Origin of the sequence: Pseudomonas koreensis (genome assembly GCF_025447595.1) — a bacterium.
In the GTDB taxonomy this organism is placed as follows: domain Bacteria; phylum Pseudomonadota; class Gammaproteobacteria; order Pseudomonadales; family Pseudomonadaceae; genus Aquipseudomonas; species Aquipseudomonas koreensis_H.
In genome coordinates this window covers 37,480-57,991 of the sequence record NZ_JAOEJU010000025.1, presented here as the reverse complement: position 1 = coordinate 57,991, position 20,512 = coordinate 37,480, and the positions used below count along the sequence as shown (strand labels likewise).

20 protein-coding genes are annotated in these 20,512 nt (G+C 61.9%); 9 read left to right on the top strand and 11 right to left on the bottom strand.

What is annotated here, in order from left to right:
• Nucleotides 1–3: 3 nt before the first annotated feature.
• The 5 genes from relA to N8H71_RS24220 form a co-directional block, all read right to left on the bottom strand.
• Entirely contained in the window at nt 4–2,247 is a 2,244-nt protein-coding gene (relA, locus tag N8H71_RS24240) for a GTP diphosphokinase (RefSeq protein ID WP_007957789.1), read from the bottom strand.
• An 88-nt stretch (nt 2,248–2,335) separates the two neighbouring features.
• Nucleotides 2,336–3,721: a 23S rRNA (uracil(1939)-C(5))-methyltransferase RlmD gene (gene rlmD / locus N8H71_RS24235; protein ID WP_262195945.1), complete on the bottom strand. Its 1,386-nt coding sequence runs from the start codon at nt 3,719–3,721 to the stop codon at nt 2,336–2,338.
• Complete coding sequence (gene cysM / locus N8H71_RS24230) at nt 3,721–4,623, bottom strand: cysteine synthase CysM (RefSeq protein WP_102688136.1); 903 nt, start codon at nt 4,621–4,623, stop codon at nt 3,721–3,723. Before cysM ends, rlmD begins: the two co-directional genes overlap by 1 nt.
• A 170-nt stretch (nt 4,624–4,793) precedes the next feature.
• Nucleotides 4,794–6,218 carry a HAMP domain-containing sensor histidine kinase gene (locus N8H71_RS24225; RefSeq protein ID WP_262195944.1) on the bottom strand — a complete coding sequence of 475 codons (1,425 nt, stop codon included), beginning with the start codon at nt 6,216–6,218 and terminating at the stop codon, nt 4,794–4,796.
• Complete coding sequence (locus tag N8H71_RS24220; RefSeq protein WP_262195943.1) at nt 6,205–6,927, bottom strand: response regulator transcription factor; 723 nt, start codon at nt 6,925–6,927, stop codon at nt 6,205–6,207. The genes N8H71_RS24225 and N8H71_RS24220 overlap by 14 nt, the downstream gene beginning before the upstream one ends.
• Nucleotides 6,928–7,143: 216 nt before the next feature.
• Between N8H71_RS24220 and N8H71_RS24215 the strand changes: the two genes are divergently transcribed.
• Both N8H71_RS24215 and N8H71_RS24210 read left to right on the top strand, forming a co-directional pair.
• Nucleotides 7,144–9,897: a response regulator gene (locus tag N8H71_RS24215; protein WP_262195942.1), complete on the top strand. Its 2,754-nt coding sequence runs from the start codon at nt 7,144–7,146 to the stop codon at nt 9,895–9,897.
• An 83-nt stretch (nt 9,898–9,980) separates the two neighbouring features.
• A complete protein-coding gene (locus N8H71_RS24210) occupies nt 9,981–10,970 on the top strand; it encodes a 2-hydroxyacid dehydrogenase (RefSeq protein WP_102688138.1) in 990 nt (329 codons plus the stop codon).
• Between the two features lie 10 nt (nt 10,971–10,980).
• Here the strand turns inward: N8H71_RS24210 and N8H71_RS24205 are convergent, their stop codons facing one another.
• On the bottom strand, nt 10,981–11,421 hold the full coding sequence (locus N8H71_RS24205; protein ID WP_262195941.1) for a hypothetical protein: 441 nt from the start codon (nt 11,419–11,421) through the stop codon (nt 10,981–10,983).
• Nucleotides 11,422–11,554: 133 nt separating this feature from the next.
• On the opposite strand from N8H71_RS24205, the gene N8H71_RS24200 reads away from it, so the two are divergent.
• Together N8H71_RS24200 and N8H71_RS24195 are read left to right on the top strand one after the other, a co-directional pair.
• Nucleotides 11,555–11,989 (top strand): hypothetical protein, encoded by a 435-nt coding sequence (locus tag N8H71_RS24200; protein ID WP_007957770.1) that lies wholly within the window; start codon nt 11,555–11,557, stop codon nt 11,987–11,989.
• On the top strand, nt 11,989–12,393 hold the full coding sequence (locus N8H71_RS24195) for an META domain-containing protein (protein WP_262195940.1): 405 nt from the start codon (nt 11,989–11,991) through the stop codon (nt 12,391–12,393). Before N8H71_RS24200 ends, N8H71_RS24195 begins: the two co-directional genes overlap by 1 nt.
• A gap of 60 nt (nt 12,394–12,453) precedes the next feature.
• Here N8H71_RS24195 and N8H71_RS24190 read toward each other — a convergent pair whose 3' ends face one another.
• Nucleotides 12,454–12,921: a TlpA disulfide reductase family protein gene (locus N8H71_RS24190; RefSeq protein ID WP_262195939.1), complete on the bottom strand. Its 468-nt coding sequence runs from the start codon at nt 12,919–12,921 to the stop codon at nt 12,454–12,456.
• A gap of 114 nt (nt 12,922–13,035) precedes the next feature.
• Between N8H71_RS24190 and arsC the strand changes: the two genes are divergently transcribed.
• The 3 genes from arsC to N8H71_RS24175 are packed head-to-tail and all read left to right on the top strand — an operon-like array spanning nt 13,036 to nt 14,409.
• Entirely contained in the window at nt 13,036–13,389 is a 354-nt protein-coding gene (gene arsC / locus N8H71_RS24185) for an arsenate reductase (glutaredoxin) (RefSeq protein ID WP_262195938.1), read from the top strand.
• Nucleotides 13,386–13,982: an NAD(P)H:quinone oxidoreductase gene (gene wrbA, locus N8H71_RS24180; protein WP_007957765.1), complete on the top strand. Its 597-nt coding sequence runs from the start codon at nt 13,386–13,388 to the stop codon at nt 13,980–13,982. Before arsC ends, wrbA begins: the two co-directional genes overlap by 4 nt.
• 1 nt (nt 13,983) lies before the next feature.
• Complete coding sequence (locus N8H71_RS24175; protein ID WP_262195937.1) at nt 13,984–14,409, top strand: DUF2069 domain-containing protein; 426 nt, start codon at nt 13,984–13,986, stop codon at nt 14,407–14,409.
• A gap of 89 nt (nt 14,410–14,498) precedes the next feature.
• On the opposite strand, the gene N8H71_RS24170 is transcribed toward N8H71_RS24175, so the two are convergent.
• Nucleotides 14,499–15,173, bottom strand: a complete 675-nt coding sequence (locus N8H71_RS24170; RefSeq protein ID WP_262195936.1) for a DNA-3-methyladenine glycosylase I — start codon at nt 15,171–15,173, stop codon at nt 14,499–14,501.
• A 132-nt stretch (nt 15,174–15,305) separates the two neighbouring features.
• A complete protein-coding gene (gene ttcA / locus N8H71_RS24165; protein WP_064598661.1) occupies nt 15,306–16,130 on the bottom strand; it encodes a tRNA 2-thiocytidine(32) synthetase TtcA in 825 nt (274 codons plus the stop codon).
• 289 nt (nt 16,131–16,419) lie between these two features.
• Between ttcA and N8H71_RS24160 the strand changes: the two genes are divergently transcribed.
• On the top strand, nt 16,420–17,022 hold the full coding sequence (locus N8H71_RS24160; RefSeq protein ID WP_007957761.1) for a Yip1 family protein: 603 nt from the start codon (nt 16,420–16,422) through the stop codon (nt 17,020–17,022).
• A gap of 159 nt (nt 17,023–17,181) precedes the next feature.
• The gene (locus N8H71_RS24155) at nt 17,182–17,676 is read left to right on the top strand and encodes a SprT family zinc-dependent metalloprotease (protein WP_007957760.1); all 495 of its coding nucleotides are present in this window, start codon (nt 17,182–17,184) and stop codon (nt 17,674–17,676) included.
• A gap of 136 nt (nt 17,677–17,812) precedes the next feature.
• On the opposite strand, the gene N8H71_RS24150 is transcribed toward N8H71_RS24155, so the two are convergent.
• Both N8H71_RS24150 and N8H71_RS24145 read right to left on the bottom strand, forming a co-directional pair.
• On the bottom strand, nt 17,813–18,994 hold the full coding sequence (locus N8H71_RS24150) for a CaiB/BaiF CoA transferase family protein (RefSeq protein WP_262195935.1): 1,182 nt from the start codon (nt 18,992–18,994) through the stop codon (nt 17,813–17,815).
• A 145-nt stretch (nt 18,995–19,139) separates the two neighbouring features.
• Nucleotides 19,140–20,474 (bottom strand): dicarboxylate/amino acid:cation symporter, encoded by a 1,335-nt coding sequence (locus N8H71_RS24145; RefSeq protein ID WP_262195934.1) that lies wholly within the window; start codon nt 20,472–20,474, stop codon nt 19,140–19,142.
• Between the last annotated feature and the right edge of the window lie 38 nt (nt 20,475–20,512).

Here is a 20,512-nt window from a genome sequence, read left to right as displayed (position 1 = left end):
GTTTCATGGAGTCCGGTTACGCCGCGTTTCGATGATGTTCGGCAACTGGGAAATCCGCCCCAGCAACCGCCCCAGCGCGTCCAGACCCGGGATCTCGATGGTCAGGGACATCAGCGCGGTGTTGTCCTCCTTGTTCGAGCGGGTGTTGACCGCCAGCACGTTGATCCGCTCGTTGAGCAGCACCTGCGAAACGTCTCGCAGCAGACCGGAACGGTCGTAGGCGCGGATGACGATGTCCACCGGATAGGTGAGCACCGGCACCGGGCCCCAGCTGACCTGGATGATCCGCTCCGGCTCGCGCCCGGCCAGTTGCAGCACCGAAGCGCAGTCCTGACGGTGAATGCTCACGCCACGGCCCTGAGTGATGTAACCGACGATCGCATCGCCCGGCAACGGCTGGCAGCAGCCGGCCATCTGGGTCATCAGGTTGCCGACACCCTGGATCTGAATGTCGCCGCGCTTGCCCGGCTTGTAGCCGGTTGCCTTGCGCGGAATCAGTTCCAGCTGTTCGTTGCCGCGTTCCGGCTCGACCAGTTGTTGCGCCAGATTCACCAGTTGCGCCAGTCGCAGGTCGCCGGCCCCGAGGGCGGCGAACATGTCTTCGGCGGTTTTCATGTTGGCCTTGTCGGCCAGCTTGTCGAAATCCACCGCCGGCAGGCCAAGGCGATTGAGTTCGCGTTCGAGCAGGGTCTTGCCCGCCGCGACGTTCTGGTCGCGCGCCTGCAACTTGAACCAGTGCACGATCTTCGCCCGCGCCCGGGACGTGGTGACGTAGCCCAGGTTCGGGTTCAGCCAGTCACGGCTCGGCGTGCCGTGCTTGCTGGTGATGATCTCGACCTGTTCACCGGTCTGCAGGCTGTAGTTGAGCGGAACGATGCGCCCGTTGATCTTCGCACCACGGCAGTTGTGACCGATTTCGGTGTGCACGCGGTAGGCGAAGTCCAGCGGCGTCGCGCCTTTCGGCAAGTCGATGGCGTGACCGTCCGGGGTGAAGATGTAGACCCGGTCCGGCTCGATATCGACCCGCAGCTGTTCGGCCAGACCACCGATGTCGCCCAACTCTTCGTGCCACTCAAGGACCTGACGCAGCCAGGAAATTTTCTCTTCGTAGTGGTTCGAGCCGGACTTGACGTCGGTGCCCTTGTAGCGCCAGTGCGCGCAGACGCCGAGCTCGGCCTCTTCGTGCATCGAATGGGTCCGGATCTGGACTTCCAGCACCTTGCCTTCCGGACCGATCACCGCCGTGTGCAGCGAGCGGTAGCCGTTCTCTTTCGGGTTGGCGATGTAGTCGTCGAACTCTTTCGGGATGTGCCGCCACAGGGTGTGGACGATGCCGAGCGCGGTGTAGCAGTCGCGCATTTCCGGCACCAGCACGCGCACCGCACGCACGTCGTAGATCTGGCTGAACTCCAGACCCTTGCGCTGCATTTTGCGCCAGATCGAATAGATGTGTTTGGCCCGGCCGCTGATGTCGGCTTCGACGCCGGTGGCCTGCAATTCGTCCTTGAGCTGGGTCATCACGTCGGCGATGAAACGCTCGCGATCGAGCCGCCGTTCGTGCAGCAGCTTGGCGATCTGTTTGTATTGATCGGGTTCCAGGTAACGGAAGGACAAGTCTTCCAGTTCCCATTTGATATGACCGATGCCGAGTCGATGCGCGAGCGGCGCATAGATGTCGAACACTTCCCGGGCGACCCGGTTACGTTTTTCGTCGTCGGCGGTTTTCACCGCGCGGATCGCGCAGGTGCGTTCGGCGAGCTTGATCAGCGCGACACGCACGTCGTCGACCATCGCCACCAGCATCTTGCGCAGGTTTTCCACCTGACCCTGGGTGCCGAGGACCATCGACTGGCGAGGGCTGAGGCTGGCACTGATCGCCGCCATGCGCAGCACGCCGTCGATCAGTTTGGCGACCACCGGGCCGAAGCGCTGGCTGACCGCTGCAAGTTCGATCTGGCCTTCGCGCACGCCGCGATAGAGAACCGCCGCCACCAGCGAATCCTGATCGAGCTTGAGGTCGGCGAGGATCTCGGCGATCTCGAGGCCCGTGCTGAAACTGCCGCTGCCTTCGGACCAGAGATTCTTCGCCGCATTGGACTGTTGCTCGGCCTGGCGAGCGTACTCGCAGGCCTCTTTCAAGGCTTCGCGATCCAGTGCTAGATCGACACTGACCGCATGATCGAGCCAAGCCTCGAGATTGATACTGCCGTCAGTGTTGATCGGCTGGTGTGCTCTCACCTGTACCATCTTGCTTTACCTTCCCTACGACGCAGATTCAATGCGTCAAATCACTGACCTTCAATGCCCGTTCGCGCTCGCGGGGCCAATGCGAGCGCTACGGACGACCAGTCGGATCAGACGAGCCATCCTGGCTCGCTTCAAATAACGCCATGGCCTCGACATGCGCCGTCTGAGGAAACATATCGAGAATCCCGGCACGTTTTAACCGGTAGCCCTGCTTGATCAATTCGACCGTATCGCGCGCCAGAGTTGCAGGGTTGCACGACACGTACACCAACCGTTCGGCGCCCAGGGTCGCCAGCTTGCGCACCACCTCGAAAGCACCGTCGCGCGGTGGGTCCAAGAGTACCGCAGAAAAGCCGTTTCCGATCCACTGGGCATCGGTCAAAGGCTGGGATAAATCGGCCTGAAAAAACTTTGTGTTATGCAAATTGTTGCTAGCGGCGTTCGCCGCCGCGCGATCGACCATGGTCTGCACGCCTTCGACCGCCACCACTTCACGCGCGGCTTTCGCCAACGGCAAAGCGAAGTTGCCCAGACCGCAAAACAGGTCGAGTACGCGTTCATCGCTCGTCGGTTTCAACCAGTCCAGCGCTTGCGCGACCATGGCCTCGTTGACCCCGGCATTGACCTGAATGAAGTCCCCCGGCCGATAGGCCAGCTGCAGATCCCATTGTTCCAGGCGGTAACCAAGCGACTGTGCATCATCTACCGGCTGCGGTTCGCCTTCGCCATGCAGCCAGAGTTGCGCTTCATGAAACGCGCAGAAATCCTTGAGGATCGTCAGGTCGGCCTCGGACAGCGGCGCCATGTGACGCAGCAGAACGGCGAGTGACGAGCCACTGAACAACTCGACATGCCCCAGCGCCTGAGGTTTGCTCAAGCGACGAAGCATCTCCGGCAAGCGGGTCATGATCGGCTGCAAGGGCTGTACCAGCACCGGGCATTCGCTGATCGCAACGATGTCCTGGCTGCCGGCGGCCCGGAAGCCGACTTCGAGTTTTTTGGCCTTGCTGTCCCAGCGCACGGCGATCCGGGCGCGGCGACGGTAGCCGAATTCGGGGCCGGTCAACGGCGCCGCCCATTCCTCGGGTTCGGCACCGGCGACCCGCGACAACTGCTCGGCGAGCATGCGCTGTTTCAGGGCAAGCTGTTCGTTGTGGGGCAGATGCTGGACGCTGCAACCGCCGCAACGGCCGGCGTGCTGGCAGGGTGCGGGACGACGCAATTCACTGGCGCTGAACACGCGCTCGGTGCGCGCCTCGACCACTTTGCCGTGGGTGCCGAGCACCCGCGCTTCGACCTCTTCACCGGCGAGGGCGCCGAGGACGAACCAGGTCTTGCCTTCAAAAAACGCGATGCCGCGACCGTCATTGGCCAGGCGCTCGATACTCAAGCGCTGCTTTTTGCCGGTCGGGATTTGCGGGGCCTTGCTGCCGCCGGTGGGCTGGAAGCGCAGGCCTCTCTCGTGCTTGGCCATCAGTTGGGCGCGTCGAAAATGCCGGTCGACAGGTAACGGTCGCCACGGTCGCAGATGATCGCGACGATCACCGCGTTTTCAACTTCTTTGGACAGGCGCAGCATCGCAGCCACCGCACCGCCCGAGGACACGCCACAGAAAATGCCTTCTTCGCGGGCCAGACGACGAGTGACGTCTTCGGCTTCGCTTTGCGCCATGTCGACGATGCGGTCGACGCGCTCGGCCTGATAGATCTTCGGCAGGTATTCCTGCGGCCAGCGGCGAATGCCGGGAATGGCCGAGCCTTCCATCGGTTGCAGGCCGACGATCTGCACGTTGTCGTTCTGCTCCTTGAGGTAGCGCGACACGCCCATGATGGTGCCGGTGGTGCCCATGGAGCTGACGAAATGGGTGATGGAGCCCTGGGTCTGACGCCAGATTTCCGGGCCGGTGGTGGTGTAGTGCGCTTCAGGATTGTCGCCGTTGGCGAACTGATCCAGCACCTTGCCACGGCCTTCGGCTTCCATCCGCTGAGCGAGATCGCGAGCGCCTTCCATGCCCTCTTCCTGGCTTACCAGAATCAGCTGCGCGCCATAAGCGGTCATCGCCGCTTTACGTTCGGCACTGGAGTTGTCCGGCATGATCAGGATCATCTTGTAACCCTTGATCGCGGCGGCCATCGCCAGGGCGATCCCGGTGTTGCCCGAGGTCGCTTCGATCAGCGTATCGCCTTCGTGGATCTGCCCGCGCAACTCGGCACGGGTGATCATCGACAGCGCCGGACGATCCTTGACCGAACCCGCCGGGTTGTTCCCTTCGAGCTTGAGCAAAAGGGTGTTGCTGGTGACACCGGGCAGGCGCTGCAAACGCACCAGCGGCGTGTTGCCGACGCAATCGGCGATGGTTGGGTACTGCAAGGTCATGGCGTTTTTCGCAATCCGGACAGCGGGGGCGCCTATCATACCGGCAAACCTGCGCAGGCCATATCACGCAAAGTGTGGTGCTTATGGTTTCTTGGAATAAGCAATAAAAGTCGCGCCAGTGGTGCGACTTTTAAAATAGTGTCAGCGGCGCTGACACTTTCTTGTGCAGCTCAAACAATCTGCGGGCGACTCACGTCCACGGTGGGAGCTGGCTTGCCAGCGATCGCGTCGGGAGCGACAGCACTGTCATCCGCCACCAACCGCAGATTCAAGCGCAATCCCGACGGGCCGTTTTCCGCCCACAGGGTTCCGCCCTGACGTTGCACCGCGTTCCTCGCGATGCTCAGCCCCAGACCAAACCCACCGTCTCCCGGCCGCGAGCCGTCGAGGCGGATGAAGGGCGAGAAGATCCGCTCAAGATCCGCTTCCGCCACGCCGCCGCCCTCGTCCTCCAGCCACAGGTGCCAGTAATCGCCATCCCGTCGACCGTCGAGCCGCACGATGCCGCCCGGTGGCGAATGACGAATGGCGTTGCGCAGAATGTTCTCCAGCGCCTGGGCCAGGGTGTTGAGATTGCCGCGTACCCAGCAGGAAGCTTCCACTCCGCACTCCAACTGCCCCACCGGACAGCAACTTTCGTAGCAGGCGTTTTCGGTGAGCATTTCCCACAGCGCCTGAATCTGGATCGCTTCGTCCGGCAACGGTCCGCGCTCGGTATCGAGCCAGGCCAGTTGCAGGGTGTCTTCCACCAGCCGTTGCATCACGTCGACTTCGCGACCGATGCGCTCGCGCAACGGTTGCAGCTGCTGCTCGCTTTCGCTGGCGACCCGCAACCGGCTCAGGGGCGTGCGCAGTTCGTGGGACAGGTCGCGCAGCAGTTGCTGTTGCAGGGCCACGGTGGATTGCAGGCGTTCGGACATCGAGTCGAAGGCCCGGGCCAGTTCGCCGAGCTCATCCGGGCGCTGGGTGATGCCGCTCGACAGCCGTACATTCAATTGATCGGCGCGCCAGGCGTTGGCCTGTTCACGCAGGTTGTTCAGCGGGACAACCAACAAACGGTACAACCCAACGCACAGCAACAACGTGAACAGACCAGGAATCACACCGTTGGTGATGACCCGCCAGAACACACGATATTTCCCCGGCAAAAATCTCTCGGGCAACTCGATCACCAGAATGCCGGCAGCCGGGTCTGTGGGGAACGGCACGCGCAGCCATGGTCGACCTTTCTTGTGAATCGGCCAGTCGAGACCTCGCAGGAAAGTCAGGTGCTGGATTTCCTGATCGTTCAACGGATCGCTGCTCAGCGATTGCAGGTTGCCGCCGATCACACCCACCCAGCCGGCCTCGCGCAATTCCATGCTCTGCAACCAGCTGTCGACACCCGCGCGCTCACCCTCGCGCCACGCCCGCTCGGCCTCGGCAGCGTAACGGGTCAACGTGCCACGGGCCTCATCGGAGAGGAACTGGTTGCGCTCCTCCATGTACCGGCCCCAGGACCAGCTCAGCCAGATCATCAGCAGACAGAACGCCACCAGCAGACAGGCGAGTTTCCAGAACAGCGAGTGCCGCCCCGGCAGGTCAGACACCTTCATCGACGGCACTCAGGACGTAACCCTTGCCCCACACCGTGCGCACTTCCCGCTCGGTGTAGCCGACCGACTTGAGTTTGCGGCGGATCTGGCTGATGTGCATGTCGAGGCTGCGGTCGTGGGCCGCATAACCGCGTTGCAGGACATGCTGATAAAGGAAGGCCTTGCTCAGCACTTCCTCGTCGTTGCGGTTGAGGGTTTCCAGCAGGCGGTATTCGCTGCGGGTCAGGCCGGCGGGCTGATCGAGGTAAAACACGTCGCACTGCTCGTCATCGAAACGCAGCCCGCCGACCGGCACCACCGGAGCGATGGCAGCCGGGCGACGGTCGAGGGCGACCCGGCGCAGGATCGCTTCGATCCGCACATGCAGCTCGGCCATGCTGAAGGGTTTGGGCAGATAGTCGTCAGCGCCGAGGCGGAATCCGCTGATACGGTCGGCCTCCGCACCGAGGGCTGACATCAGCAACACTGGCGTGGAATGGCTCTCACGCAGTTGGGTCAGGACGTTCAGACCATCGAGCCCCGGCAACAGAATGTCCATCAACACCACATCGAACGACTGGCGCCGGGCGATGCTCAGGCCTTCGCTGCCGTTCTGGCACCAGGTGACCTGGAAGCCGCTGCGGCCCAGTTGTTCATGGACATAGGCACCGAGGACGGGATCGTCTTCGATGGAAAGAATGCGGGGTTGGCCAATAGAGACAGGAGTCATGACTATCTGCAAATAATTCTCAGTTGGGCGATTATTCAAGATTGCCCGGCGCCCGGCAACCCAAGCTTGACCTGTCGGACAGATGACCGGCCTGCGAGTGAACAACGACGACATCATTTTTCCCAAGATTGCCCGCCAGCAAATCGCTACACTGCGCCGATACCGCGTGCCGGACGCACGTGTGAGTCAACGATCAGCGGGATGCAGGAGATAGGTGTGCTCAAGAAACTGGGAATCAAAGGTCGCGTGTTTTTGCTGACCCTGTTGCCGACCAGCCTGATGGCACTGGTGCTGGGTGGTTATTTCACCTGGACACAGCAGGCCGACCTGCAAGCCCAATTGATGCAGCGCGGCGAAATGATCGCCGAGCAACTGGCTCCGCTGGTGGCACCGGCCATGGGGCACGGCGACAGCGAACTGCTGGAGCGCATCGCCACCCAGTCTCTTGAACAACCGGATGTGCGCGCGGTGACCTTTCTCGCGCCCGACCGCTCGCCACTGGCTCATGCCGGTCCGACCATGCTCAATCAGGCCCCCAGCGGTGACAGCACGCAATTGCTGCGGCGCAGCGGCAACGACGCGACCCGTTATCTGCTGCCGGTCTTCGGCAAACACCGCAACCTCGCCGGTGAGCTGATCCCGCAAGAGTCAGACCGCCTGCTCGGCTGGGTCGAGCTGGAGCTGTCGCACAACGGTATGCTGCTGCGCGGTTACCGAAGCCTGTTCGCCAGCCTGCTGCTGATCGCGGCGGGTCTGGCCGGTGCCGCGCTGCTGGCGTTGCGCATGGGTCGCACGATCAACCGTCCGCTGAGCCAGATCAAACAGGCCGTCGCGCAGCTCAAGGACGGTCACCTGGAAACCCGCCTGCCGCCGCTGGGCAGTCAGGAACTGGATGAACTGGCGTCCGGCATCAACCGTATGGCCGGCACGCTTCAAAACGCCCGTGAAGAATTGCAACACAGCGTCGATCAAGCCACCGAAGACGTGCGCCAGAACCTGGAAACCATCGAGATCCAGAACATCGAGCTGGACCTGGCCCGCAAGGAGGCCCTGGAAGCGAGCCGGATCAAGTCCGAGTTCCTCGCCAACATGAGCCATGAAATCCGCACGCCGCTCAACGGCATCCTCGGGTTCACCCATCTGTTGCAGAAAAGTGAGCTGACCCCGCGTCAGCTCGATTATCTGGGCACCATCGAAAAATCCGCCGACAGCCTGCTGGGGATCATCAACGAGATCCTCGACTTTTCGAAAATCGAGGCCGGCAAACTGGTGCTCGATCACATCCCGTTCAATTTGCGCGATCTGTTGCAGGACACGCTCACCATCCTCGCCCCGGCAGCCCACGCCAAGCAGCTGGAACTGGTAAGTCTGGTGTACCGCGACACGCCGCTGTCGCTGGTCGGCGATCCGTTGCGGCTCAAGCAGATCCTGACCAACCTGGTGAGCAATGCGATCAAGTTCACCCGTGAGGGCACGATCGTCGCACGTGCAATGCTTGAGGAAGAGCACGAAGACAGCGTGCAACTGCGCATCAGCATTCAAGACACCGGCATCGGCTTGTCGAACCAGGATGTGCGTGCGTTGTTCCAGGCCTTCAGTCAGGCCGATAACTCGCTGTCGCGCCAACCTGGCGGCACCGGGCTCGGGCTGGTGATTTCCAAACGGCTGATCGAACAGATGGGCGGCGAGATCGGCGTCGACAGCACGCCGGGTGAAGGCTCCGAATTCTGGATCAGCCTGAGTCTGCCCAAGACCCGCGACGACGCCGAAGATTTGCCCGCCGCGCCGTTGCTCGGACGTCGGGTGGCGGTGTTGGAGAATCATGAACTGGCACGTCAGGCCCTGCAGCATCAACTGGAAGACTGCGGCCTGGAAGTCACCCCGTTCAACACTCTGGAAAGCCTGACAAACGGTGTTACCGGAGCCCATCAGACCGACCAGGCGATCGATCTTGCGGTACTCGGCATCACCAGCAACGACATGCCACCTGAGCGCCTGAACCAGCACATCTGGGATCTTGAACACCTCGGCTGCCGGGTACTGGTGTTGTGCCCCACCACTGAGCTGACGCTGTTTCATCTGTCCGTACCCAACCCCCACAGCCAGCTCCAGTCAAAACCGGCCTGCACCCGCAAACTGCGGCGGGCATTGTCGGACATGGTCAACCCGCGCCAGTCGCGCAGCGAACCGGGCGAACCGTTGTCCAGCCGCGCGCCGAAAGTGCTGTGCGTCGACGACAACCCGGCCAACCTGTTGCTGGTGCAGACGCTGCTCGAAGACATGGGCGCCAAGGTCCTGGCCGTGGAAAGCGGTTATGCCGCGGTCAAGGCGGTGCAGAACGAAACCTTCGATCTGGTGCTGATGGACGTGCAGATGCCCGGCATGGACGGACGCCAAAGTACCGAAACGATTCGCCAGTGGGAAAGCGAACGGCACTGCACGCCGCTGCCCATCGTCGCCCTCACCGCTCACGCCATGGCCAACGAAAAACGCGCACTGCTGCAAAGCGGCATGGACGACTACCTGACCAAACCGATCAGCGAGCGGCAACTGGCGCAGGTCGTGCTGAAGTGGACCGGCCTTGCGCTGCGCAATCAGGCGCCGGACCGTGGTGGTGAAAGCCTGCTGGGCAATCAGGAACTGCCGATACTCGATCACGAAGAGGGTTTGCGCCTGGCCGCCGGCAAGGCGGATCTGGCGGCAGACATGCTGGCGATGCTGCTGGCTTCGCTCGAGGCCGACCGCGAAGCCATCCGCACCGCCCGCGACCATCAGGATCAGAACAGTCTGCTGGAGCGGGTGCACCGTCTGCATGGCGCCACCCGTTACTGCGGCGTGCCGCAATTGCGCGCAGCCTGCCAGCGCAGCGAAACCCTGCTCAAGCAGCAGGACCCCAAGGCCTCGACCGCGCTGGACGAGCTGGAACGGGCGATCAATCGTCTGGCGGCCCAGGCGAAGATCAGCGCCTGATCCACGGCAATGCCGATCAACGCCGACGCGGCTACAGTTGTCGCGGGTGATTTGCGCCCGCGTCGATGCTCCAGGAGGATTTCATGCGCACGATCGTTTTCAGCAGCCAGACCTACGACCGCGACAGCTTCCTCGCCGCCGACTGCCCGGCCGGGATCGAACTGCACTTCCAGCCAGCCCGGCTCAGTCTCGATACCGCAGCGCTGGCCGAACATCACGAAGTAGTCTGCGCGTTCATCAACGATGACCTGAGCGCGCCGGTGCTGGAACGTCTGGCTGCCGGCGGCACTCGCCTGATCGCCTTGCGTTCGGCTGGCTACAACCATGTAGACCTGGCCGTCGCCAAACGCCTGGGGTTGGCCGTCGTGCGCGTACCGGCCTACTCGCCCCATGCGGTGGCCGAGCATGCGGTGGCGTTGATCCTCGCCCTCAACCGGCGCTTGCATCGCGCCTACAACCGCACCCGCGAAGGCGATTTCAGCCTGCACGGGCTTACCGGTTTCGATCTGGTGGGCAAAACCGTCGGCATCGTCGGCACCGGGCAGATCGGCGCGACCTTCGCCAAAATCATGCACGGCTTCGGCTGCGAACTGCTGGCTTACGACCCTTATCCGAACCCTGCCGTCGAAGCGTTGGGCGCGCGCTACCTGAGCCTGCCGGATCTGTTGGCGCAAGCGCGGATCATCAGCCTGCACTGCCCGCTCAACGAACAGAGCAAACACCTGATCAACCGCGATTCGCTGGCGCACATGCAACCGGGGGCGATGCTGATCAACACCGGGCGCGGCGGTCTGGTGGACACGCCCGCGCTGATCGACGCCCTGAAGGACGGCCAGCTCGGTTATCTGGGACTGGATGTGTATGAAGAGGAAGCGCAGCTGTTTTTCGAAGATCGCTCCGATCTGCCGCTACAGGACGACGTGCTGGCGCGGCTGCTGACGTTCCCGAATGTGATCGTCACCGCGCATCAGGCATTCCTGACCCATGAGGCGCTGGGCGCGATTGCCGCGACCACCTTGCACAACATCGCGACCTGGGCGGCAGGCACGCCGCAGAACCAGGTCGAAGGCTGAACGATTGGACTCAGACCGGAGGCGGCGTCGGGGTAATCGCCACACACAGGATCAACAGCGCCAGCCAGCCGAACCCCAGTAAACGTTGTTTGAAAGAGTGCCCGCTGCGCAGCAGGAACCAGACAAACACCAGCGGCATCAAAAACGCCATGATCTTCAGCCAGCCTTCCACCGGGCGCGAACCGTCCGGGTTCAGCACCGGCTCGACAGCTTGCGTACGACGGCGTCGCCCTGCAGCGGCCGGCATGATCTTCGGCCGTTCGGGGGCCGGCGGCGGAACGTGGGCCTCGGGCACTGCCTTGTTACGCGGCAGGCTGCCAAAGGAAATCGTCGACGCGCCCGTTTGGGCGTGAGGAGCCTGCGCATCAGCCATCGGAGCTCCGCAATGAATGCACGCCGTGGCTTCGGAGCTGATGCTCCGCTTGCATTCATAACATTCGATCAGCGCCATGTTCCGTTCCTTGAAAATGAAGGCGGCAGTTTGCCACGACTGCGGTGTCGATTTGAACCTGATCGAAGGTCGCACGCGCGCATCATTCTGCAATCAAGCCCGTGCTAGCATGTCGCGCATATTTGGAGGACCCATGGTCGAACACGATTTCCGCTACACCCTGATGAACCCGCAACACACCCTCACCGAATGCCGCGCCCTGGTTCCGGGCCGTTATCAGGTCACCGGCAACGGTGGCTCGATCCGCATCGGCGACGTGCTGGTCGTGACCCTCAAAGGCAGCAAGGACTTGTCCATGCGCCTGACCGTCGACACCGTCCGCCACCTGATCAACCCGCCGGGTCAATGGACTGCCATGACCACCGGCCCGGTGTTCGGTGAGTTGGCGATCCATACCTGGCAGGTCAACTGCGACAGCTGCGCCAAGGAGCTGAGCTTCGAATTCGCGGTGGACGCCAAGCTGGGCAAGCCTGCGGAAAAACCGGCCGCCACGGCACGCATCGCGGAACTGGGCTGGAAAGCTGTCGGCGACAAGCACCTGTGCCCGAAATGCCAGGAGCCGGCGTGATGAAACACCTGGCCCTGACCGCCGCTGTCGGCGCCGGCCTGATGGGTTGCGCCGCGGAGCCTGTGCAACTGCAACAGAACCGCAGCTACATCCTGGAATGGATCGGCGAGCGTCCGTTGATGGACTACAGCCACCTGACCGTGACCCTAGGCGATGATGGCCGCGCGTATGGCAATGGCGGCTGCAACCATTGGTTCGCGCCCTACACTCTTGACGGTGACAAACTGAGCTTCGGCAAGATCGGCAAGACCCGCAAACTCTGCGCACCGGCGCTGATGGAGCAGGAGCAACGCTTCCTCCAGGCCCTGGAACACGTGGAACGCTGGGACATCTCGCCGATCGAGCAGATGCGCTTCTGGCCTGCCGAAGGCAAGCCGTTGCGCTGGTGGCTGGAAGAGGGCTGATCCTTCGAATCGTTCCCGCGCAGAGCGTGGGAACGATCAGCGACGATCAGCCAAGGTGGATCAGTTGGTCGCCTGCAACGCCTCAAGCTTTGCCATCACCCCCGCCGCCGTCTGCTCACCCATCAACTGTTCCCGCACCTTGCCCTTGTTGTCGATGATGTAGGTCACCGGCAAGGCCTCACTGCGCGGCAGTTCGAACAGATCCGCCGGATCCTGCGCCAGCACGGTGAACTTGATGCCCAGTTTTTCGCTGGCGCTCTTCAGCTCTTCACCCTGCACGTTGTCGAAGTTGACCCCGAACACGCCGATCTTCTTGCTCTTGAGCTCGTCGGCCAGGTGATTGAGTTCCGGGATTTCCGTGCGGCACGGACCGCACCATTCGGCCCAGTAGTTGAGAACGACCCATTGTTTGTCGAGGCGCTCGGACGCCACTTTCTGCCCGTTCTGGTCGATGCCGTAGTCGTTACCGCAGCCCCCCAGCATCAACGCCCCGATGATCGTCAATGCCGCTGCCAGTGCCCGTGTCATGTCGTGTTCCTTGTGAAAAATTGAATGCGCCTGCGACCCATCGCCTCCCAAGGTTCTGGATTGCGCGCTGCACAGTTAGAATAGCCGCCACTCTACGCAAGAAGCGACCCGCCCATGACCGATCTGACGCTTTATCACAACCCGCGCTGCTCGAAATCCCGCGGTGCGCTCGAACTGCTCGAAGCCCGTGGCCTGACGCCGACCGTGGTGCGCTACCTCGAAACCCCGCTGGACGCCACGCAGATCAAGGCCTTGCTCGGCAAGCTTGGCATCAGCGCACGGCAACTGCTGCGCACCGGCGAAGACGAATACAAGACCCTGAACCTGGCCGATGCCAGTCTCACCGAGAAACAATTGATTGAAGCGATCGCGGCGCATCCAAAGCTGATGGAGCGACCGATTCTCGAAGCCGGCGACAAAGCCGTCATCGGTCGTCCACCGGAGCAGATCCTGGAGCTGTTGCCGTGAGTGCGCCGTACATTCTGGTTCTGTATTACAGCCGCAGCGGCTCGACCAACGAGATGGCCCGGCAGATTGCACGGGGCGTCGAGCAGGCCGGTCTCGAAGCGCGCCTGCGCACCGTGCCGGCGATCTCCACCGAGTGCGAAGCCGTGGCGCCGGACATTCCGGATGAAGGCGCGCTGTACGCCACATTGGATGACCTGAAGAACTGCGCCGGCCTGGCCCTCGGCAGCCCGACTCGTTTCGGCAACATGGCCGCGCCGCTCAAGTACTTCCTCGATGGCACCAGCAACCTGTGGCTGACCGGCGCGCTGGTCGGCAAACCGGCCGGGGTGTTTACCTCCACCGCCAGCCTGCACGGCGGTCAGGAAACCACGCTGCTGTCGATGATGCTGCCGCTGCTGCACCACGGCATGCTGATCACCGGCCTGCCCTACAGCGAATCGGCGCTGCTGGAAACCCAGGGTGGCGGCACGCCGTACGGCGCCAGCCATCACGCCGGGGCTGACGGCAAAAGCGGTCTCGATCAGCACGAAGTGGCGCTGTGCCGCGCACTCGGCGCACGCCTGGCCAAGACGGCCCAGAAACTGGGGAACTGAGATGGCCAGAAAGCCGAAAGTCCTGCCCGCCGTCGAGTGGCTGGAGTCACGGGTACGGGCGATGCGGGTGATCAGTCTACTGTGCTTTTTCGGCCTGGCCGGACTGCTCGCCGCTTATTACCTGGTGTTCGCCGACCTGCACGGCGCGCGGCCGTGGGTGATTCTGCTGATCGAGCTGATCCCGTGGATCGTGCTCGCACCGGGCATAATCATGGGCAGCGCACGGGGACATTCGTGGATGTGCTTTGTGGTGAATCTGTATTTCATCAAGGGCGCACTGGCCGCGTATGACCCGAGCCGGCAGCTGTTCGGCGTGCTGGAGATGATCGCCAGTCTGGCGGTGTTCTGCTCGGCGTTGTTGTATGTGCGGTGGCGGTATCAGTTGAACCGCAAACTGGCGGGCGAAGGCGAGATCAGCGCCGCCTGAGCGGACGCCTTCGCGAGCAAGCTCGCTCCCACATTTGGAATGCATTCCCCTGTGGGAGCGGGCTTGCTCGCGAATGGAGCAGCTCGGTCTTAATGGTTAACGGTATAAGCGAGCATCATCGAGATCTGGCTCATCGGCCGTCCGCCACTCTCTTCATGCCACTGGTTGAACGCGTTCTGCACGGTGGCCAGATCCCGCAGACTGCTCGGCACCTTGTCGACGATCTTCTGAGCATTCAGCGCCGCGACCACGTCGTAGCTCGGCACGAACGTGTCCTTGCCAACCATCCGCAAAAAACGTGGCGCCGACAACCCACCCAATTGATGGCCGTGCTTTTTCAGGTAGGTCCACAAACCGACGATGTCGGTCTCCGGCCAGTCGGCGAGCAGCGCGCCGAAGCTGCCCTTCTCTTTCTCGACGTCCAGAATGAACTGCGCATTGCGCGGCACGCTTTTGAGTTTGCCCAGGTGGCGGATGATCCGCGCGTCCTGCATCAATCGCTCAAGGTGTTCGGCGCTCATCAGCACGACTTTTTCCGGGTCGAACTTGAAGAACACTTCCTCGAAAGCCGGCCATTTGGCGTCCACCAGGCTGTGTTTGAGCCCGGCACGAAACACCCGTAGAGCCATGGTCGAGAGATAACGGTCGTCGCTGATCTTGCGCAGTTGCGCCGGAGTCTTGGGAACGGGCAGATGGGCTTCCAGTTCAGCCGCCGAACCGAAGCGGTTCAAACAGTATTCGTGCAGCCACTTGTAGTCGCGCATGCCCTCTCCTTTTGAATGAAACGAAAAACCAATGTGGGAGCGAGCTTGCTCGCGAAAGCGGTGCGTCATTCAACATTGATGTCGGCTGACAGAACGCCTTCGCGAGCAAGCTCGCTCCCACAGTGACGGTGTTTACAGGTTTACGACGTTAACGAATCGCGAAGCAGCGGTTTCATCAATCTTCAGGCTGGTGAAGTCAAACAGGTTACGGTCAGCCAGTTGCGACGGGATCACATTCTGCAGGCTGCGGAAAATGCTTTCGGTACGGCCCGGGGTCTTGCGTTCCCAGTCCACCAGCATTTCCTTGACCACCTGACGTTGCAGGTTTTCCTGGGAACCGCAGAGGTTGCAGGGGATGATCGGGAATTGCTTGAAGTCCGAGTAGGCCTGGATGTCTTTCTCGTTGCAGTAGGCCAGCGGACGGATCACCACGTTGCGTCCGTCGTCGGCGCGCAGCTTCGGCGGCATGGCCTTGAGGCTGCCGTTGAAGAACATGTTGAGGAAGAACGTCTCGACGATGTCGTCGCGGTGATGACCGAGGGCCATTTTGGTCGCGCCGATTTCGTCGGCGAAGGTGTACAGCGTGCCGCGACGCAGGCGCGAGCACAGCGAGCAGGTGGTCTTGCCTTCCGGGATCAGCTCCTTGACCACCGAGTAGGTGTCCTTCTCGACGATGTGGTACTCGATGCCCAGCTCTTTCAGGTAGGCCGGCAGCACGTGCTCGGGGAAACCCGGCTGCTTCTGGTCCATGTTCACGGCGACGATCTCGAACTTGATCGGTGCAACCTTCTGCAGGTGCATCAGCACGTCGAGCATGGTGTAGCTGTCCTTGCCCCCGGACAGGCAGACCATGACCTTGTCGCCGTCTTCGATCATGTTGAAGTCGGTGACGGCTTCGCCGGCCAGACGGCGCAGGCGCTTTTGCAGTTTGTTCTGGTTGACCGTAAGAGTGCCCATGACGCGAAATCCGTGAGGTGTGACGAAAGGCGGGCATTTTACGCAAAAACACTGGGCTTGTGGCCACAGGTTGTCGCCCCCTCAAATGCCCGTTTGCACAGACCCCGACGCGATTACCCCGAAGTTTTACAGCGCGATTTGCTCTAAGCCCCTATCACCTGTGCGGTTAAGACCTTTCTATACTGCGACATAAGGTCGCACACAATCTGAAGACCTGTATTTGCTCGGCCACATTGGCCCGTAGGCGCTCCGCTGGGGGGCGATGGCAATAACGAGAGGAGTGACTGGCATGATCCATCACGTAGTGGGACTTTTTACCCACCCCGATCAGGAATGGAAGGAAATCCGTGGCGACCAAGAGGAAAGCATCAGCCACATGTACCTGACACACACGCTGATTCTGGCGGCAATCCCCGCTGTCTCAGCGTTTATCGGCACGACCCAGGTCGGCTGGGTGATCGGCAACCGCGCACCGGTGATGCTCACCGTCGAAAGCGCGTTGTGGATGACGATCATGTCGTATCTGGCGATGCTCGGCGGGGTCGCGGTCATGGGTGCGTTTGTGCACTGGATGGCCCGCACCTATGATGCCAACCCGAGCCTGGCCCGTTGCGTGGCATTTGCCACCTACACCGCGACACCGTTGTTCGTCGGCGGGCTGGCGGCGCTCTATCCGCACATGTGGCTGGGGATGATCGTCGGCACGGCGGCCATCTGCTACACGGTGTACCTGTTGTATGTGGGGCTGCCGACCTTCATGAACATTCCGTCCGACGAGGGTTTCCTGTTTTCCAGCTCGGTGCTGGCGGTGGGTCTGGTGGTGCTGGTCGCCATCATGGCGTTTACCGTGATTGTCTGGGGACTGGGCGTGGGGCCCGTCTACACAAATTAGCTGGCTGCACTGCCGAGAAGAACAAGATCCGCCAACACAGGCCGCCGCGAGGCGGCCTTCTCGTGCCGGTAGAAAAAGAGCGACGACCATTCGGCAGCTCGACGATTCGCAACGCTGCGGGGTTGCGGCATACTCGACGCCTCTGGAGATCCATCAAGCATGCCCGAGCAACTCAATACCCGCGTCGAAGACTGTTTCCAACTCGCTGAATCCTTTTTCAAACGTCCCTTCAAACGCCCCGTGGTGAGCCTCAAGCTGCGCGGGCAAAAAGCCGGGGTCGCGCATCTGCACGAGAACCTGCTGCGCTTCAATCCGCAGCTGTACCGGGAAAACACCGAACATTTCCTCAAGCAGACCGTGGCCCACGAAGTCGCGCACCTGATCGCCCATCAACTGTTCGGCGACCGCATCCAGCCCCACGGCGAGGAGTGGCAACTGATCATGCGCGGCGTTTACGAATTGCCGCCGGACCGTTGCCATACCTATGAAGTCAAACGCCGCAGCGTGACCCGCTATATCTATAAGTGCCCGTGTGCGGATAGCGATTTTCCGTTTTCGGCGCAGCGCCATAGCCTGGTCCGGCAGGGACGGCGTTATTTGTGCCGCCGATGCCGGAACACTTTGGTGTTCAGTGGCGAGATGCGGGTCGAGTAACCCGGACTTTGTGCTGTCTGGCCGGGCCTCTTCGCGGGCAAGCCCGCTCCCACAGTGTCCGGTGTGTTCACAAGGTCTGTGTACGGCACAAATACCTGTGGGAGCGGGCTTGCCCGCGAAGAGGCCGCAACAGGCACTAGAGAATCACCTTGGCTCGGCGCAGTTCGGCAATCCGCCCAAGGCTCAACCCCAACTCCGCCAACACCTGATCCGTATGCTGCCCCAGCGCCGCCCCGACATGCCGCGGCGGCGGCAACGCCTCGGAAAACTTCAGCGGGCAAGCCATCTGCGCCTGCGCCGAACCATCCCCACGCGGCACCTGCGTCACCAGTTCCCGCGCCTGCAGTTGCGGATGCTGTAGCGCCTCGCCCAGGTTCAGTACCGGTTCTACACAGGCATCGATCCCGGCGAACAGCTCGCACAGTTCGGCAAAGTCATGCTTCTCGAACTCGACCTTCAAGGCGTCCTTGAGCGCCCGTTGCTGTTCGGGTTTGGGTGACAAGCCCTGCGCCGCCAGTTCCGGCCGCCCCAGCGCCGCACACAGTTGCTGCATGAAGGCCGGTTCCAGACTGCCCACCGACATCCAGCGCCCGTCACGGGAGCGGTAGTAATCATAGAAGCTGCCGCCATTGAGCATCTGATCTTCCCAGCCCGGTTCCTCGCCGCAAGCCAGATACCCGGCACCGGCCATGGCATTCAGGCTGAACGCGCAGTCGGTCATGCTCACGTCAAGATGGGTGCCCAGCCCGGTCTGCTGGCGGGAAATCACCGCCGCCAACAGACCGATCACCCCGTGCAACGAACCGCCCGCCACATCCGCCACCTGCATGCCCAGCGGCAACGGCCCGCTGTCGGCGCGCCCGGTGTAACTGGCGAGCCCGGCCAATGCCAGATAGTTGATGTCGTGGCCGGCGCGATCCTTGTACGGCCCGGTCTGGCCGTATCCGGTGATCGACACATAAATCAACTTCGGATTGATCGCCTTCAGCGCCTCGTAACCCAGCCCCCGCCGCTCCATCACACCGGGGCGGAACTGCTCCAGCACGATGTCGTAATCCGCCAGCAACTGCTTCACCAGCTCCAGCGCCTCGGGCTGTTTGAGATCCAGCGCCAGGCTGCGCTTGTTGCGGTTGAGATAGGCATGGCTGGCCGAGACGCCGTGATCGTGAGGCGGCAACACCCGCAGCAGGTCGAGGCGGGTCGGCGATTCGATGCGCAGCACTTCGGCGCCCATGTCCGCCAGCAACAGCGAGGCGAACGGCCCCGGCAGCAGGGTCGAGAAATCCAGAATCTTCAGTGAGGCCAGCGGTGCAGACATGGGCGATCTCCATCAACGATGCATGCAGCCTAGGCAGCCATCAGCGATGGGGCAATTACCGGATCCATCAGTTGCGCTGACCGTTGCGCTCAAACAGCAGGCAAGAAAAAACCCGCCGAAGCGGGTTTTCCCATGCAAGCGATGCTTACTTCACATTGCTCGGGGTCGGGCCTTCGGCCACGCCCAGGTCATCTTCAGGACGGGTATCGATGATACCGCGACCGCCCGACGCCAGCTCGGCGTCCAGTACGTCGGTGTCCAGTTCCTTGACCCACTTGGCCACAACGATGGTTGCAACGGCGTTGCCGACCAGGTTGGTCAGGGCGCGGGCTTCGGACATGAAGCGGTCGATACCCAGGATCAGCGCCAGACCGGCCACCGGCAGGTGACCTACGGCCGACAGGGTGGCGGCCAGTACGATGAAGCCCGAACCGGTCACACCGGCTGCACCTTTGGAGGACAGCAGCAACACCACCAGCAGGGTGATCTGGTGAGTGATGTCCATGTGGGTGTCGGTCGCCTGAGCGATGAACACGGCCGCCATGGTCAGGTAGATCGCGGTGCCGTCGAGGTTGAACGAGTAGCCGGTCGGGATCACCAGACCCACTACCGATTTCTTCGCGCCCAGACGTTCCATCTTGATCAGCATGCGTGGCAGTACCGATTCCGACGAGGAAGTACCCAGCACGATCAGCAGTTCTTCACGGATGTAGCGGATCATCTTCAGCACGCTGAAGCCGTGCATGCGAGCGATACCGCCGAGCACGATCAGGATGAACGCCAGGCAGGTGATGTAGAAGCAGATCATCAGTTGACCCAGCTGCACCAGCGAGCCGACGCCGTAGGCACCGATGGTGAACGCCATCGCACCGAAGGCACCGATTGGCGCGAGCTTCATGATCATGTTGATGATGTTGAACATCACGTGGGCGAAGCGATCGATGAAGTCCAGGATCGGCTTGCCGTAGGCACCCAGGCGGTGCAGGGCGAAACCGAAGATCACCGAGAACATCAGCACTTGCAGGATGTCACCGGTGGCGAACGCGCCGACGATGGTGTTCGGGATCACGTTGAGCAGGAAGCCGACGACGCTCTGGTCAGCACCTTGTTGCACATAGGTCGCGACTTTCGAGGCGTCCAGCGTGCTGACATCGACGTGCATGCCGTTGCCCGGTTGCACGATATTGACCACGATCAGGCCGACCAGCAGGGCGATGGTCGAAACGATTTCGAAGTACAGGAGTGCGTAACCGCCGGTCTTGCCAACCGATTTCATGCTTTGCATGCCAGCGATGCCGCTGACGACGGTGCAGAAGATGATCGGGGCGATGATCATTTTGATCAGTTTGATGAACCCGTCACCCAGCGGTTTTACCGCCACGCCGAACTGCGGGTAATAGTGGCCGAGCGCGATACCGATACAAATTGCGACGATCACCTGGAAATACAGGGATTTGTACAGTGGCTGACGAGTCGTCATTGCAAAGTTCCTCAAGAGTCCCGCGCGGCAACATCCAT